General features: G+C 29.5%; 16 protein-coding genes. 15 read left to right on the top strand and 1 reads right to left on the bottom strand.

The window, feature by feature from the left end; translation table 11 throughout:
* Window positions 1-129: 129 nt before the first annotated feature.
* The 10 genes from ACIQZC_RS00565 to yaaA all read left to right on the top strand — a co-directional run bounded on the left by ACIQZC_RS00565 (window position 130) and on the right by yaaA (window position 7,174).
* Window positions 130-2,100 (top strand): DUF2779 domain-containing protein, encoded by a 1,971-nt coding sequence (locus ACIQZC_RS00565; RefSeq protein ID WP_396137286.1) that lies wholly within the window; start codon window positions 130-132, stop codon window positions 2,098-2,100.
* Window positions 2,101-2,129: 29 nt separating this feature from the next.
* The gene (locus ACIQZC_RS00570; RefSeq protein ID WP_396137287.1) at window positions 2,130-2,777 is read left to right on the top strand and encodes a hypothetical protein; all 648 of its coding nucleotides are present in this window, start codon (window positions 2,130-2,132) and stop codon (window positions 2,775-2,777) included.
* 30 nt (window positions 2,778-2,807) lie between these two features.
* Complete coding sequence (locus ACIQZC_RS00575; protein WP_396137288.1) at window positions 2,808-3,335, top strand: hypothetical protein; 528 nt, start codon at window positions 2,808-2,810, stop codon at window positions 3,333-3,335.
* A 248-nt stretch (window positions 3,336-3,583) separates the two neighbouring features.
* A complete protein-coding gene (locus tag ACIQZC_RS00580; RefSeq protein ID WP_396137289.1) occupies window positions 3,584-3,772 on the top strand; it encodes a hypothetical protein in 189 nt (62 codons plus the stop codon).
* Between the two features lie 36 nt (window positions 3,773-3,808).
* Complete coding sequence (locus ACIQZC_RS00585) at window positions 3,809-4,180, top strand: hypothetical protein (RefSeq protein WP_396137290.1); 372 nt, start codon at window positions 3,809-3,811, stop codon at window positions 4,178-4,180.
* 108 nt (window positions 4,181-4,288) lie between these two features.
* On the top strand, window positions 4,289-4,831 hold the full coding sequence (locus tag ACIQZC_RS00590) for a hypothetical protein (protein WP_396137291.1): 543 nt from the start codon (window positions 4,289-4,291) through the stop codon (window positions 4,829-4,831).
* Between the two features lie 259 nt (window positions 4,832-5,090).
* Entirely contained in the window at window positions 5,091-5,423 is a 333-nt protein-coding gene (locus ACIQZC_RS00595) for a hypothetical protein (RefSeq protein WP_396137292.1), read from the top strand.
* A gap of 8 nt (window positions 5,424-5,431) precedes the next feature.
* The gene (locus ACIQZC_RS00600; protein ID WP_396137293.1) at window positions 5,432-5,755 is read left to right on the top strand and encodes a hypothetical protein; all 324 of its coding nucleotides are present in this window, start codon (window positions 5,432-5,434) and stop codon (window positions 5,753-5,755) included.
* A 159-nt stretch (window positions 5,756-5,914) separates the two neighbouring features.
* The gene (locus ACIQZC_RS00605; RefSeq protein ID WP_396137294.1) at window positions 5,915-6,433 is read left to right on the top strand and encodes a hypothetical protein; all 519 of its coding nucleotides are present in this window, start codon (window positions 5,915-5,917) and stop codon (window positions 6,431-6,433) included.
* A 24-nt stretch (window positions 6,434-6,457) separates the two neighbouring features.
* Window positions 6,458-7,174: a peroxide stress protein YaaA gene (gene yaaA / locus ACIQZC_RS00610; protein ID WP_396137295.1), complete on the top strand. Its 717-nt coding sequence runs from the start codon at window positions 6,458-6,460 to the stop codon at window positions 7,172-7,174.
* Here the strand turns inward: yaaA and ACIQZC_RS00615 are convergent.
* Complete coding sequence (locus ACIQZC_RS00615) at window positions 7,171-8,139, bottom strand: WYL domain-containing protein (protein WP_396137296.1); 969 nt, start codon at window positions 8,137-8,139, stop codon at window positions 7,171-7,173. The genes yaaA and ACIQZC_RS00615 overlap by 4 nt on opposite strands.
* A gap of 253 nt (window positions 8,140-8,392) precedes the next feature.
* Between ACIQZC_RS00615 and ACIQZC_RS00620 the strand changes: the two genes are divergently transcribed.
* The 5 genes from ACIQZC_RS00620 to ACIQZC_RS00640 form a co-directional block, all read left to right on the top strand.
* Window positions 8,393-10,036: an ATP-binding protein gene (locus ACIQZC_RS00620; protein WP_396137297.1), complete on the top strand. Its 1,644-nt coding sequence runs from the start codon at window positions 8,393-8,395 to the stop codon at window positions 10,034-10,036.
* Between the two features lie 340 nt (window positions 10,037-10,376).
* Complete coding sequence (locus tag ACIQZC_RS00625; protein WP_396137298.1) at window positions 10,377-10,808, top strand: hypothetical protein; 432 nt, start codon at window positions 10,377-10,379, stop codon at window positions 10,806-10,808.
* A gap of 23 nt (window positions 10,809-10,831) precedes the next feature.
* A complete protein-coding gene (locus tag ACIQZC_RS00630; RefSeq protein WP_396137299.1) occupies window positions 10,832-12,034 on the top strand; it encodes a DUF2130 domain-containing protein in 1,203 nt (400 codons plus the stop codon).
* Window positions 12,035-12,666: 632 nt separating this feature from the next.
* Window positions 12,667-13,173, top strand: coding sequence for a hypothetical protein (locus tag ACIQZC_RS00635; protein ID WP_396137300.1), 507 nt, complete (start codon window positions 12,667-12,669; stop codon window positions 13,171-13,173).
* The coding region (locus ACIQZC_RS00640) for a beta strand repeat-containing protein (protein WP_396137301.1) at window positions 13,170-16,032 on the top strand (2,863 nt) is incomplete at its 3' end. The genes ACIQZC_RS00635 and ACIQZC_RS00640, both read left to right, overlap by 4 nt.

Raw genomic sequence — 16,032 nt, forward strand, 5'->3', positions numbered from 1 at the left:
AAAATAAATATGCATAGACACAATTTGACTATAAAGAGTTTAAGTTTGTATCAAATAATAAAAGTTTTGTATTAAGTTAGACAATGATTGTCTATGTTCTGCTTTATTTTTACACAAAATTATACTAACATGAGAGTTTTAACAAAATCCCGTTTTAAATTAGGCCTTGAATGCCCTAACAAATTGTATTATACGCACAAGGAAGAAGTATATGCCAATAATAAATCTAGTAATCCATTTTTAGAGGCTTTAGCATCTGGAGGTTTTCAGGTGGAAGAGTTAGCTCGATTACATTTTCCAAATGGAGTTTTAATTGAAGATGATACGGATAGAACAAAATACAACTATGAAGAAAAAGTAATTCAAACAAATGAATTATTAAACAAAGATAACGTTGTTATTTTTGAAGCAGCTTTTATGTTTAATAATCTATTCATTCGTGTAGATATTTTAGAAAAAAAAGGAAATCAAATCAATTTAATTGAAGTAAAAGCAAAATCATTTAAGCACGGAACAGATGACGTTAAATACAATGCGGATTGGAAATTTTATCTTTTCGATGTTGCTTTTCAAAAATATGTAATAGAAAATGCTTATCCTGAATTTAAGGTTACACCTTTTTTAATGCTGGCTGATAAGGATAAGTCAACCACTATAGATGGTTTAAACCAAATGTTCAGAATTTCAAAAAATTCAGGTAATAGAACTGGCATAATCAAAATGGATGAGCAACTAAATAAAATAAATATTGAACGTGACTCTATCCTATCATTAATAGAAGTTAGTGAAATTATATCTCGAATTCAAAAAAGTGAAGAACGTATTTTGCCTGAATATGAATTTGAAGAAGCCATTAAATTGTTTTCTAAAGCATATGAAGAAGACCGTTATTTTGACTATGATTTAAAATTCAATATTTGTAAAAAATGTGAATTCAAAAAAGATGAGAAAAAACCATATTTAAAATCGGGCTTCGAAAATTGTTTCAAAAGAAAATTAAATTGGACAGAAGATGACTTCAAAGCACCTAATGCTTTTGAAATATGGGATTTTAGAAGATGGAAACACTTAATTGATAATCAAATATTAAAATTAGAAGATATTTCGGATGCTGCTTTTGGTGATACAACAGATAATTCTAGTAAAATTGGACGAGTTGATAGACAATTAATTCAAAAGCATAAATCATTAGAAAATGAAACAACTCCATACCTATTAAAAGATTCTTTAAAAAGTGAAATGGAAAATTGGAAATACCCATTAAACTTTATCGATTTTGAAGCATCAACCGTAGCATTACCATTTTATTCGGGTCAAAAACCGTATGAAAAAGTCGTATTCCAATTTTCTCATCATGTTTATTATGAAGATGGAACTATTACACACGAAAATGAATACATCAATGTCACAGCAGGAGATTTTCCAAATTTTGAGTTTGTTAGACAATTAAAAAATGCTCTTGGTGCAAATAATGGAACTGTTTTTCAATACTCACCCTATGAAAACTCTACATTAAATCAAGTTAAGGTCCAACTTGAAGCATCTGATGAATCGGACAAAGCAGCATTAATTAACTTTATTAAAACACTTACAACGCCTCCAACAGATAAAGATTACAAGGGTGAAATATGGTCGCCTTCTAGAAAAATGATTGACTTATGTGAAGTAATTAAGGCTTATTATTACAATCCACATACAAAAGGAAGTAATTCGATAAAAGCTGTTTTACCAGCTATTTTTGAATCGTCATTATTTATTAGAGATAAATATAGCAAATCAATTAGTGATATTAATTTGACTTCAAAAAATTTTAGTCCAAATCATATTTGGTTAAACTTCGAAAATGAGAAAGTAATAGACCCGTATAAAACTCTAGGAAAACCATTTGAAGAATGGGATACTACAATGGAACGAATCACCGAAATGGATGAAATTAACAATGGCGGTGCTGCCTTAACCGCATATGGATTAACACAATACACTAACATGAGCAATACAGAAAGAGATAGTTTAAAAGCATCTCTATTAAAATACTGCGAATTAGACACTTTAGCTATGGTGATGGTCTTTGAGCATTTAAAAGAATTGAGTATTGAATAATTTATTATATTTGAATAAATCTAAATAAAATGAAACAATTTGTATTAACAATTATCACTGCATTGGTATTATTTGGCTGTTCAAGTGATGAAGACGCGCAACCGGCTTGCCTTAATGGTTCGTGTAATGCAGATTTTTGGATTGATACACTAGGCCATCCAGGAACATATCAAGATAACAATGGTGTTTGGCATGTCAAACATGCTGGTTTAAATTACTTTACAGTAAAAGGAAATCTAGCAGAATTAGACCCCCATTATGTGATTAATGGAGTTCCTTTGGTAGTTACTGCTTTCGATTCAAATTTTTTCTTTACTCCAGGCAATGTTATTTGGACCTACCCTGTATACTCCTATTTAGGGTTATGGAATAGTAATCAAATGAATACTCCTATTCCTATTGGTTTTCAAACCTATACTTTTCCTCAATTGGTAACTCAAACTAACATCATGAATTTAGCAGGATATACAATACAACGAAATCCAAACGTTAATGTTAATCATCCTGCGTACCCAACTTATTTTTCAACTTATTCTAGATATACATACACCCCACAAATGTCAATGCCTTTTTTTGAAGATTTCATTGGTCGTGAGGCAACCCTTTATATTCAAGTAGCTTTTGGTGAAAATAAAGAAATTGTGGATAAGGAGTTGAGGGTTGTTTTTGAGGATTGAGTTTAATATATTTGTTTAAAAAGTTAAAATATGCACCCAGAAATAGAAAAATTAGTTCAAATGGCACTGGCTGATGGACAAGTTACTGATAAAGAGCGAGAAATTATTTTGCGTAAAGCTGAAAAACTTAGTCTTGATATTGATGAAGTAGAAATGTACTTAGAAGGAAAAATAAGTGCTAATGATATTAACTTAAAACCAAATAATAACTCCCATTCAGAAATCGAATTATTGACTTTTCAACATCCAATAACTGGACGGAAATTTGAAGCTGCAATTAAAGATTTTGAAATAACAATGAGCTGGGATTTAGCTCTTAAATCATGTAATGATTTAGGAGACGGATGGAGAATGCCATATATTGAAGAGTTAGAACTTATGGTAAATGTTTTAAATTTTGATAGTGGATTTTCAGATGATGTACATGGTTATTGGAGTTCAAATGAAGTAAAAAATAGGCATAATGTGACATTAGGAGTTTGCCTTTCTTATTTATTAATTCGTTTAGAATTTTTGAAATCAGAAAAACTTAAGGTACGTGCAGTAAGAAATATATAATTATATGATGATGACTATTTTGATCCTTATGACCATATGCATCCTGAAAAATTAGTACCTATTTTAAAGGCATTGGTAAATTATCAGGTTTTGCCAATATATTTATGTTAATTTATAATCCACCTTATAAAGTTAAAGGTGGTTTCGAAGGAACATTTCAAAAGTATTAGAATTAACAGATGGCAACCCGGCAAAACAAATAGAGTATAGTAAATAAAGAGGAAAAATTAATAATTAAAAAAAAAAAAATGAGTACAACAGTATTAAGAACAGCATCAAATGTAAAAATTGGAGAAATTAGAGACGAAGGAAATAAGTTAGTAATTTATAGTGCTTCCAACGTTAGAAAAGGACATTATGATAAATCAAGTAATATAACTTATTCTGCATCTAATGTAAAAGTTGGAACAGGAAATTTATTGACTACTTTACTTTAATAATTATTTATTTAGTAAAACCTTAAATTTTTATTTATGAGTATAAGCAAACAAAATGCAATAGTATGCTTAGTTCGATTAACAGCTGAAATTGATGGTAATTGGTCAAGAGAAAAGATGCAACACGCAATTTCATATGGAGGATTAGCAAAATACATAGCTTATGAGGACTGGGTTGAGAAAATGGAATCTGGAGAATTAAATGAAACTTCTGCTATAAACTTATTAAACCAACTAAAAAAACAAGATAGAATAGACTGCCTACTTGCGTGTTTTGCTACTGCAGTTGCCAATTCAGATTTAAGTTTAAAAGAAGAAGATTATCTTAATAATTTATTCCATAATTTTCAGGATGTATCATTCGCTGAAGTGACTAATTTATATAGAAAAAATTTAGGTTTAATATAAATAAAATAGAGTAATTTTATTTAAAGATTCATTGAAATTAACAGTATAGTCATTATAGTTTCATATTTTGTGAAATACATAAATGAATTAAACATAAAAAATAATACGATGAGTAGATTTTTTGATAATTTTTTTGGTAAAAGTGAACCAATTAAAATATATACAGAAGAGGAATTAAATCAATTGAATGTCAATGAATTGAAAGAAATAGTTAATTCAGTAGAATTACGTAATCCGCCAAATAAAAGTTTTCATACATTTTCTGCACCTAAAATTCATGCGGCACTTTCATTTAGTTATAAAATTTTAGGAAATCGTTTTGAAAATTCAATCGATAAGCAAAAGTATATTTCAGAGTTTGAGTATGATATAAAAAAAGCAAAACTTGAATTAGCTGCAGAAGAAATTTCTATTAATGATTATGAAAATAAAATTGAATTACTAAAAAAACAGTTACTAAAAATAGTTTGGGATATATCAAATACACCTGAAGAAATTGTAAACAAACTTTTTGAATTAGAATTGATAAGTTTAAAGCAAAAAGAAATATGCTTATCAAATAAAAGTGCCAATGATGAAATAAAAAATAAAAATGAAAAGATGCTTAATAAAGAATTTTATTATGTTGACTACATTATAAAACATCAATAAATAAATTTGATTTTGTAAATAATTAAATTCTGTTGCAGCAGAAAGTGCAATTAAAGACTAGATTTATAGTTATGAAGAATTACTATATAAAGCTTTTAACAGTTATGCTAAATCTTTTAAATTATATTTTGATAAAGATGGTAATATTTTAGTGGAATATGAGTAATAAATTTAAAAATCTATTCTAAAATCAAATATTTAAAAATGGAGTAATCAAACACAAAAAAAAGAGTTGCAAAAAATTAAACTAAATAACATTATGAGTGCATTAAACGATTTTTACGAAAACAGTAAATTTGAATTTACCGAATTAGAATTAGATGAAATGGAAAATGAATTTTTGGAAATAGTTTCAAATAAATTCAAAAATACATCTGAAGTTGATTTTGATTGTGATGAAGGAAATTCAGAAGATACATTTTGGTTAACTCAAATGAAAATAAATGTGAGCAGTTATGAAATAATAGTAAGAGGTGATAACGATGGAATACCTGTTATAGATATTGTTCATGATTCTAATATTTTAGGAGTTTATTATCCAAAAAATATTTCAGAATTTTTAAATTACATTAATGAGTTAAATATAAAATAAATAACAAAATGAATGAAATTATAACATTACAAAGAAATATGGATGACGGTTATGGAACCGTTTACTGTGTTCAAAAGCAAATTTTTGAATTAAATATTATTCATAATTACTTTGAAGTTGAAGATGCTTTCGAAACTGTTGAAGCATTAGTTACTTTTTTAGAAGACAAACAAGAAGAAGATGATTATGATTTTTTGAATGATATTATGTGTGATTTAGAGGATTCTGAGGATTCCGAACATTTTAATTCTGTAGCAAATCCAAATGGCTCAGGCAACAATGTTGATTGTCTAATTGTAACTTATGAAGGGAAAGTTGTTTTTGAAAATTAATTTCAAGTAGATAATATTTGAGTTTGATAATCAGTCTATTTTAATAATAAAATTTAGATTATTTATGATTATTATTAAGCGAATATCTCAAAAGTGAGGCATTAAAAACAATATTGAAATTGAAGAAACTAAAAATTAAGGCAGTAAAAAATTTAAAATATGTTACAAATACTTCAACAATTATATCCTAATAGAATAATTTCACCTGATACAAAAAATGACTTATCAATTGACAAGTATATGGTTTATATATTAATTTTTAATAATATTCCAATTGTATTGGGTCACGGAAAAAAAAATAGAGCTAAAATTATTTTTGACAATGAAAATCAAATTACATCAAGTCATTTAAAATCTATTTTTGTTAGATTATACCAGCTATATGCAGAGGGAGAGTTTGAAAGATTCGTCATTTTTTGTAGAGATAAAGATGAGGCTAAAGAAATTGAAAAAGTTTTACATAAAGAGATTGGGGGCAATAACAGAAATATTCCAGAAAATATTAAAAATAGACTTTTTAACGGACTTGAAGGTTCTTCAATAGTTCGCTTAATTTTAGAGATAGCTTTACGTTCTTCTTTTGATGGTATCTCAGACTTAAAAAAATGGAGAGCAGATGGAATTTTAAACGATGATATATGGAATGATATATCAGAAAGATTAAGATTAAATAATTAAAATTTAAATTAAACAATAAATTCAATGTTAGCTGAAAATAAAATTAAAAAACTATTTGAAAGTTTTCCTTTTGAAAGTTTAAGAGATACATCCAAAAACAAGTTATTGATTATTGCATGTTCGGATAGAAAAATAGCGGGTAACGAAATTTGTGAAAGGAATTATTTTAATTCAGAATCATATAAATATTTGAAGGCATTAAGAGAATTGAGAAGATTTAATTACATAGATTATATTAATTCTAATTCAAATGAATATTTAATGATTAAAGATATCAATGGAAATGGGAATTTGACTTCAATTGATAGTTGTTATTTTATTAATTCTTTAAAGACAAATACTCCAAATTTAAAGCCTGCAGTAGAAAGATACGATGGTATTTTTTATAGTTATGATTTAAAAAATCTTTATTTTAAAAAAAATAGAGAGTCAAACTTACACATATTAATTGTTTCTGGTTTATATGGAATTTTAGAATTTAGAGATGGAATTATAGATTACCATTTTAATATTAAGAATGGTCCTAAAATATGGAGTAATTGTTTAACAAATACAATAAATCAATATATTTCGGAAAATGAAATAGATAATGATTCAGTTTTTTATTCTTTATCAGATGAATATTTGAAAAATATTACTCCAAACTCAGCCTGGAAAAATATTTGGATTAAAAATGGTGGATTAGGAAGCTTGCAAACAAGTGCCAAATTTTTAAAAGAATATTTTTTACCAAATCTTTAATCTATAATTTTATAATCATTTCCAAACCTTCCCAATATAAAGTCAATTTCGTGATTCTCCCAAACTGCAATTTGAATAATCACATAATTTTCTTTGTTTTCAATCACTTTTTGTGAATGATGGAGCTTTTTATTTAGTACAATTCCTTTAGCCCAATCATAAAATTTTATTCTTAAAACTCTTAATTCATTATTTGGGTCATACCATATACCAATACTATGTTTTAACTTGTTGTTTAAATCACTTTTCTTGTAAAGTGCATCATGGTCGAATGTGATTTCTTTTGTTTCATTTAACCCATCTTCGGTTTCATAATAGGCTTGTTCTACTTCATAATTTAAAAATGTGTCCAAACTGTAATTTTTTAGAATATCGCTCGCTATCCCAGTTTCACTATCAATATCAAGGCCTAATAAGTAATAGCGACTATCATATAATCTAATTTGTAAAGGTGCTATGTATTTAAAATCTTCAATACCCTCTTTATTTTTATAGCAATATTTAACAGCTATACCTTGTTTTGCAAGTGAAATTAGTTTTCCAGCTAGTAAAATGATTTTATCATGATTATTAATTTCAGGTTCCGTTTTTACAAAATACTTCGAATCAATTAAGTCTTTTTCTTTAAAACCATATTCTTGTGCAACTAATTCTTTAATTTTTTTTATGGTTGGCAAATCATCTTCTGTTTGCATATTCCCAAATATCAAAGGAAAAGCATTAATCTCATCTTGACTAAGAATCAATTTGTTTGGTATAAAATTAAGTTTTAGAGTTCGCTCATGACCATCAAAACCAAATAAAAACTCATAATCTTCCTGAATCATGGTGTCAATTATTCGATCTAAAGTTTTTAAACTCTTTTTTTCAAAACCCTCAGAAAATAAAAAATTATTAAACTTTTCGAAAACTACTGATTTTAAGACAAAGTCATTGTAAGGATTGAATATTTTTTCAATTATCAACTTATAATTTTGGTATACTCCTGTTGTCTTCATTTTCTATTTTTTTACAAAGATAATAATTTCAATATCACAACAAAGACATTTTTGTCTATGTTGTATATTAATTTTGTCCTAACAAAAAGCATTAGTGGCGGAATTTGGTTTCGGTGCACAGAAACCAGAGAGTAGACGCGCACAACCTAAAGTTGTGTGGACTGATAAAGTCCATGGAGGTTCAAACCCTTCCTAATGCACTAATTTAAAAAGCAAAATCATGAAAAATCAAGACTTTGACAAATTAAAATGTATCGAGCACATCGTAGCGGTAGCTTTTGGCACTACATCAAAAAAGGAGGAATTACTCGCCCTACCTGAAATCAAAAGTTTATTACAATTTTTCAAAATTAGTTACGAAGAATTGGTTGTATTGTCTTTACTTATTGAAGGAGGTATTCGTCAAGAAGAACAGGGTATTGATGCTTTCTTGGAATACTTTGGCGGTGGACTTTCGGGTTTAAAAGATATTAATCAAGCTTTGCATAACTTAATTTCAAAAGGGTATGTTGTGGCAACTACAAAAAATAAATTTAGTAAAACGTTGATTAAACAAACCTTTGAAGTGGATGAGAAAGTGTATGAAGCTTTATTAAATAACAAAAAAGAACGACTGGAATTTAAACCTGCAGAAAACTTTACAAAACTGTTGAAAAATATTAACGAAATCTATGAAAAAAGAACTGGTGGTTGCTATGATGCTGAAACAATGAGAAAACGCATCGAGCAAGAACTTTCATTGGCAAAGAAATGTGATGAATTAGATTGGTTAAATAGCTATACAGAATTAACATTAGAAGATCAAATTCTGTTTTTATTTGCAGCCTATTCACATCAGAAAAACGAGGAGCAGATTGATTTAGAGTATCACATCAAGCAAATTGAAGATAATTTTACCAAGCAAAAGGCATTTAGAGATAGTATAGCAAACAAAACCTCTATGTTAATCATGAATGACTTATTGTTAAAGGCCGAAGATGGTTTTGTGTTTGATGAGTTTGTGGGTTTAACCGAAAAAGCGATTCATGCTTTGTTTCAAAAAGAATCCAATAAAGCAAAAAAGAATGCTTACTCAACAGCTACTATTATATTACCTGAAGATATTTTTTTGGAGGAATTGTTTTATAATGAATCAGAGTTATCACAAATCAATACTATAGAAAAGATATTAAGTAAAGAAAAACATCAATTAGTCGTAAATCAGTTAGCAGAAAACGGATTAGCAAAAGGGATTTCTATACTTTTTAACGGGTTCTCAGGCACTGGAAAAACGGCAACAGCAAAACGCTTAGCTAAAATAACAAATCGTCCTCTTTTTTGTGTGGATGTGGAAAAAATAGCGAACAAATGGATAGGCGATTCAGAAAAGAATACTAAGAAAATCTTCGATGAATATTACGAGTTTTCAAATCAATGTGAACTAACTCCTATCCTATTCTTTAACGAAGATAGTATCTTTTCTAAGCGCGTTGATGTGGGGCATTCCTCCGATCGAACCCACAACAGTATGCAGAATATTTTATTAGAACAAATGGAACAATTTACAGGGATTTCAATTGTTACCAGTAACCATGCAGAAAAATTGGACAAGGCATTTGAAAGACGATTCTTGTACAAAGTAGAATTTGAGAAACCAACGAAAGAAACACAATACAACTTATTATCCAATGCTTTTCAGAATATGTCAAGTTTGACTATAAATACCGTTTTAGAAAACTATTCCTTTACAGGCGGACAAATCTATAACATCAAGAAAAAATACATTATGCAATGTATAATCGATGATGACGACTTGGAATCATTATTTATTAGATTGTGTAAAGAAGAAATTAAAACCACAACAAGTACTAAAATAGGATTTTAACTTTAAAAAATTATTGCTATGGAAAAGACAATTCGTTCGTATCTGAACTCATTAATCATAATTTTCATTTTCTACTTTGCCACGAGAGGTATTGTAAAACTATTATGGAATCACAATGACAGAGAGGTTGTTAAAGCTAGGACATTTATATTGTTCACTTGCTTATTTATAGGCTCTTTCTTCTATATCGTTATAACTTATCATTTGGTTGATGGCAAAACGGAAATGGTTCGTATTTTTTACAAAATTTATTTATTCCTGGCTTTTTTGTATATTGTCGTGGGATTAATCTATGATATAGTAAGTACTTCAAGTTTAACTTCTAAAAAACCACTAAAAAATGAAAACAAATAACACTTTCAATGGTAAATTCAATTACACCTATAAAGAAACAGGGTATAATGAACAAGATTTTAAAAAAGTTTACGATGCTCACACAAGAAGTATTGATTGTCTTTTAAAACTGCCAAATGAAAATGATAAATGTGTCATTGAAATGCATTTTGTAACTCCTGATGGTAAATACAATGATTTTGTTTCAAGTGATTTAAAAAACATTGTCATAAACGGTTCTGATTTATTGTATTTTGGAATTCATTTTAAAGAGTATATTAAAAGAAACGATATTGTAATTATCAATGGAGATTTTATATTAGAAATTAAAGAGGAAACAGATGGATTTCATGTGTTTGATTTTAGTATTGAAATAGAGAATCAAGAAATTATTAATGAAATTGAAAATCAAAAATTAATAGTAAAAAATAATATCTAATTATAAATTAAAAAATTTATACAATGAAAGAAATAATCTGTCCAAACTGTAAAACGCCCTTTACAATCGACGAGAGTGGTTACGCTGATATTGCTAAACAAATTAAGGACCATTTGTTTCAAGAAGAAATACAGAAACGCCTTTCGATAGCTGAAAGAGAAAAAGAAAGTGCCATTAAATTAGCAGAAGCTACTATAAAAAATTCACTTCAAGAATCTATTCAAAAGAAAGAAAATGAAATTGCTCAAATTAAAGCACTACTGGATAATGCTGAGATTCAAAAAAAGCTATCTGTAACTGAAGCCATTCAAAAAATTGAAAAAGAACGCGATGCATTAGCTAATGAAGTTAAAACCAAAGAACTCGAAAAACAAAATTTGGAGAGTACATTAAAACAACAATTCACAACAGAATTACAAAATAAAGAAGCCATCATCAAATACAAAGATGAAGAAATTACACGTGTTAAAGACATGAAGGCCAAACTTTCTACCAAAATGATTGGTGAAACTTTAGAATTACATTGTGAAAATGAATTTAACAAATTGCGACCAACAGCTTTTCCAAAAGCCTATTTTGAAAAAGATAACGATGCTAGGTCTGGAAGTAAAGGAGATTATATTTATAAAGAATTTGACGAACATGGAAATGAAATCATCTCCATCATGTTTGAAATGAAAAATGAAGCAGATACAACGGCTTCAAAAAAACGAAACGATGATTTCATTAAAGAATTAGATAAAGACCGTACAGAAAAAAAATGTGAATATGCTGTTTTGGTTTCTATGCTTGAATCGGAAAGTGAATTATACAATACGGGTATTGTTGATGTTTCCTATAAATATCCTAAAATGTATGTTGTACGTCCCCAGTTTTTTATTCCAATCATAACGTTGTTACGCAATGCTGCTATGAGTTCGATGCAATACAAATCTGAATTAGCACTGGTGCGTAGTCAAAACATTGACATTACCCATTTTGAAGATAAAATGAATAAGTTTAAAGAAGGTTTTGCAAGAAATTATGATTTAGCCAGTCGCAAGTTCAATGAGGCTATAGACGGTATTGATAAAACCATAAAAGAACTAGAAAAAACGAAGGCAGCATTATTGTCTTCTGAAAACAATCTTCGTTTAGCCAATGAAAAAACAGAAGATTTAACGATAAAAAAATTAACGCACAATAATCCCACTATGAAAGCGAAGTTTGATGAGTTGGATAGTTAATCCTATTCGTAATATTATATGCATTTACATATAAAATATGATTTTTAATTAAAATTACATGTTTTTACATATAATTTATTACTTTTTTTATGGAATAAAATCCACACTATTGAATTGAATCGAAAATAAAAAAATTGAGTTTTCGATTCAAAAATTTGTTTTTCTCGAACCAAAACACTAATTTTACGTTGTATAATTTTGAGCATTAAAAAAGTAGTTACCCTATGAGTTACCCTGTGTAAATTCAAAATTGGGAAGTACTGAAAACATTGATAGTTACAAAAGAGTTCGAGAACCTCTTTCTCCGCAACAAAAACCCGAAACAAACGTTTCGGGTTTTTTTATTTCAATATCTTTTACTTAATTATTTTTTAGTAAATTAATCCTATTTTTTTTTAAATTATTAGTTTATTATTTGTTGGTATTGCTTGGTTCTTTGCGACTTACTAATTATCTGTATAAGTTTGCGAGTTTTTTAAACTAAAATTATAATTCACAACATAAACTAAATAATAATGAAAAAACAATTTCTCTTTTTATTTTGCTTATTCAGCTGTTTCATTTTTTCCCAAGGAGTATTTTTTAAAATGGGTAAAAACTATACCTCATTTTCATATAAGAACACTTCTCCAATGACAGAGAAAATAAAAATCAACGGAACTGGTTCCAGTTATGAATTAGGTTATAATTTACCACTAAAATATAAAGATTTTTCTTGGTCTTCTAGTATTACTTTAAACGATTATAATGCTACGGGAGAATCTAGAACCAATAATTTAGAGTGGAAAACATCCTACATTGGTTTACAAAACACCATTGATTATCAATTTTTTGACTCATTCTATTTATTTATTAGTGCTCAGGCTGGACTTAACCTTTCTACTATAGTTTATGGAAAACAGCAAATTAATAATTCAGCAAATAGTTTGATGGGTAATAAAGATTTTTCTGGTTTATTATTACAACCAACACTGGGTGTTAATGCAAAATATTATATTTCAAAAACAGGTTATTTAAGTTTAGGTTGCAATCTAGCAAAAAGCTATTCACTTAACCCAACACCAGATAAAGTTTCATTTAATACTTACCAAATCCTTTTTGGAGGATATTTCGAATTGAATAAAGACAAACATTTATGAGAAAATTATTTTACTTATTAGCCTTCTTTTGTACGTCATTTTATTATGCACAAACAAATGGAATCACTTATCAAGCAGTTATTTATCTTCCGAATGGTCAAAATATTCCTGGTCAAGATATACAAAACAGCCCGATGACCAATCGTTTAGTTTGTCTCCAATTTTCATTGATAGATGATCTTTCACAATTGGAATACCAAGAAACTATTCAAACCACAACAGATGAATTTGGTATGGTCAACCTATTAATTGGTACTGGAACCCAAACAGGCGGTTATGCTAGTTCATTTAATGCTGTTCTTTGGAACAACACCCGAAAATCATTAAAAGTTGAATTAGATGCATTAGGTAATTGTCAAGAATACATCGTTTTAAGTGATGATCCACTATCAGCTGTTCCATTTGCTTATGCTGCAATAACGGCAAATAATGTATCCGGAACTGTTGCGGTTTTCAATGGTGGAACTGGAGCCAATAATCCAACTGATGCAAGAATCAACTTAGGCTTAGGCAATGTTGATAATACATCAGATGCTACAAAACCTATTTCAGCAGATACCCAAGCAGCTTTAGATACTAAAGAAGCACTTACAAATAAATCTACTACTCCTACTCTAGGTACAAGTGACGTGCTCTACCCTACTCAAAATGCGGTTAAAACATACGTTGATGCTCAAGTGGCTTCAGCTACTATTGCCGATGCCGATGCAGTTACAAAAGGTAAAATTCAGTTAGCGGGAGATTTAGGTGGAACAGCTGCTGCTCCTACTGTCCCTGCTTTAGCAACCAAAGAAAATACGGCAAACAAATCTGCTGTTACTACTTTAGGTACAAGTGATGTGTTGTTTCCAACTCAAAATGCGGTGAAAACCTATGTGGATACTAACATTACATCAGTAAATAATGCTAATAGTGCGCTTCAAGCAACAGTTACTGCAAACGCAAATGCTGCTACAACTGCTATTGCGGCAGTTCAAGCTGATGTTGATGCTAATGAAGCTACTGGTACTGCAGCAGACACTGCTTTACAAAATAATATTACGACACTTCAAAATACAGTAGCTACAAATGCAACAAATACAGCTGCAGCTTTAGCTTTGAAAGAAGATGCCGCAAACAAATCTACTGCAACTACTTTAGGAACTAGTAATGTGTTATTCCCAACTCAAAATGCGGTTAAAACATACGTTGATGCTCAAGTGGCTTCAGCTACTATTGCCGATGCCGATGCTGTTACAAAAGGTAAAATTCAGTTAGCGGGTGATTTAAGTGGAACGGCTGCTGCTCCTACTGTCCCTGCTTTGGCAACCAAAGAAAATACGGCAAACAAATCTGCCGTTACTACTTTAGGGACAAGCGATGTGTTGTTTCCAACTCAAAATGCAGTTAAAACCTATGTAGATACTAATATTACTTCAGTTAACTCAAATATTACTACACTTCAAGGAACAGTTACTGCAAATGCAAATGCGGCTACAACTGCAATTGCGGCAGTTCAAGCCGATGTGGATGCAAATGAAACTGCTACAAACAATGCTTTGGCAACTAAAGAAAATGCAGCTAACAAATCTACAACAACTACTTTAGGAAATAGCGATCAGTTATTCCCAACTCAAAATGCAGTTAAAACCTATGTAGATACTAATATTACTTCAGTTAACTCAAATATTACTACACTTCAAGGAACAGTTACTGCAAATGCAAATGCGGCTACAACTGCAATTGCTGCAGTTCAAGCTGATGTGGATGCCAATGAAACAGCTGCAAACAATGCTTTGGCAACCAAAGAAAATGCAGCTAACAAATCTACCACTACTACTTTAGGAACTAGCGATGATTTGTTTCCAACTCAAAATGCAGTTAAAACCTATGTGGATACGAATTTTACTTCAGTTAACTCAGATATCACTACACTTCAAGCAACAGTTACTGCAAACGCAAATGCTGCTACAACTGCAATTACGGTAGTTCAAGCCGATGTGGATGCCAATGAAACTGCTGCAAATACTGCTTTGGCTTTAAAAGAAGATGTTGCTAATAAAAGTACTAACATAGTAACGGATGCAAATTCTACCACTAAATACCCATCTGTTAAATTAATTAAAGATTATGTCGATACATTAAATGCTGCGGCTGGAGTTGCAGATAATACAATTACTTCGGCTAAAATAACTGATGGAACCATTATGAATATTGATGTTAATGCCAATGCAGCAATCGATTATTCAAAATTAAATTTAAACAACTCAATTGTCACTTTAGATATTACAGATAATGCCGTAACCTCATCTAAAATCTCAGATGCTAATGTAACAAATATTAAATTAGCTACAGGAATTGATGCTACTAAATTAGCTGATGGATCAGTAACTAATTTAGAATTACAATATATCGGAACTCTAAGTTCTGATGTACAAATCCAAATCAATGGAATAAATTCAGACATTGCAACTAATACAACTAATATTGCTACGAACACAGCAGCTATTGCAACCAATACAACGGATATTGCAACTAATACAACAAATATTGCTGCAAATACATCAGCTATAGCAACAAATACTACAAACATTGCAACTAATACGACTGATATTGCTGCAAATACAGCAGCCATAACTACCAATACAACGGATATTGCAACCAATACAACTAATATTGATACAAACACAGCAGCTATAGCAACCAATACAACTAATATTGCTGCAAATACATCAGCTATTGCAACAAATACTACAAACATTGCAACTAATACGACTGATATTGCAACTAACACAGCAGCTATAGCAACCAATACAACTGACATTGCAACTAATACAACTGATATTGCTACAAATACAGCAGCTATTGCAACTAACACAA

The sequence above is a fragment of the Flavobacterium sp. genome (assembly GCF_044338735.1).
GTDB lineage: Bacteria > Bacteroidota > Bacteroidia > Flavobacteriales > Flavobacteriaceae > Flavobacterium.

What these genes read in the sequence shown, in the direction of transcription:
- ACIQZC_RS00565 (WP_396137286.1), top strand. Translation starts at nt 130, where the DNA reads ATGAGAGTTTTAACAAAATCCCGTTTTAAATTAGGCCTTGAATGCCCT.
- ACIQZC_RS00570 (WP_396137287.1), top strand. Translation starts at nt 2,130, where the DNA reads ATGAAACAATTTGTATTAACAATTATCACTGCATTGGTATTATTTGGC.
- ACIQZC_RS00575 (WP_396137288.1), top strand. Translation starts at nt 2,808, where the DNA reads ATGCACCCAGAAATAGAAAAATTAGTTCAAATGGCACTGGCTGATGGA.
- ACIQZC_RS00580 (WP_396137289.1), top strand. Translation starts at nt 3,584, where the DNA reads ATGAGTACAACAGTATTAAGAACAGCATCAAATGTAAAAATTGGAGAA.
- ACIQZC_RS00585 (WP_396137290.1), top strand. Translation starts at nt 3,809, where the DNA reads ATGAGTATAAGCAAACAAAATGCAATAGTATGCTTAGTTCGATTAACA.
- ACIQZC_RS00590 (WP_396137291.1), top strand. Translation starts at nt 4,289, where the DNA reads ATGAGTAGATTTTTTGATAATTTTTTTGGTAAAAGTGAACCAATTAAA.
- ACIQZC_RS00595 (WP_396137292.1), top strand. Translation starts at nt 5,091, where the DNA reads ATGAGTGCATTAAACGATTTTTACGAAAACAGTAAATTTGAATTTACC.
- ACIQZC_RS00600 (WP_396137293.1), top strand. Translation starts at nt 5,432, where the DNA reads ATGAATGAAATTATAACATTACAAAGAAATATGGATGACGGTTATGGA.
- ACIQZC_RS00605 (WP_396137294.1), top strand. Translation starts at nt 5,915, where the DNA reads ATGTTACAAATACTTCAACAATTATATCCTAATAGAATAATTTCACCT.
- yaaA (WP_396137295.1), top strand. Translation starts at nt 6,458, where the DNA reads ATGTTAGCTGAAAATAAAATTAAAAAACTATTTGAAAGTTTTCCTTTT.
- ACIQZC_RS00620 (WP_396137297.1), top strand. Translation starts at nt 8,393, where the DNA reads ATGAAAAATCAAGACTTTGACAAATTAAAATGTATCGAGCACATCGTA.
- ACIQZC_RS00625 (WP_396137298.1), top strand. Translation starts at nt 10,377, where the DNA reads ATGAAAACAAATAACACTTTCAATGGTAAATTCAATTACACCTATAAA.
- ACIQZC_RS00630 (WP_396137299.1), top strand. Translation starts at nt 10,832, where the DNA reads ATGAAAGAAATAATCTGTCCAAACTGTAAAACGCCCTTTACAATCGAC.
- ACIQZC_RS00635 (WP_396137300.1), top strand. Translation starts at nt 12,667, where the DNA reads ATGACAGAGAAAATAAAAATCAACGGAACTGGTTCCAGTTATGAATTA.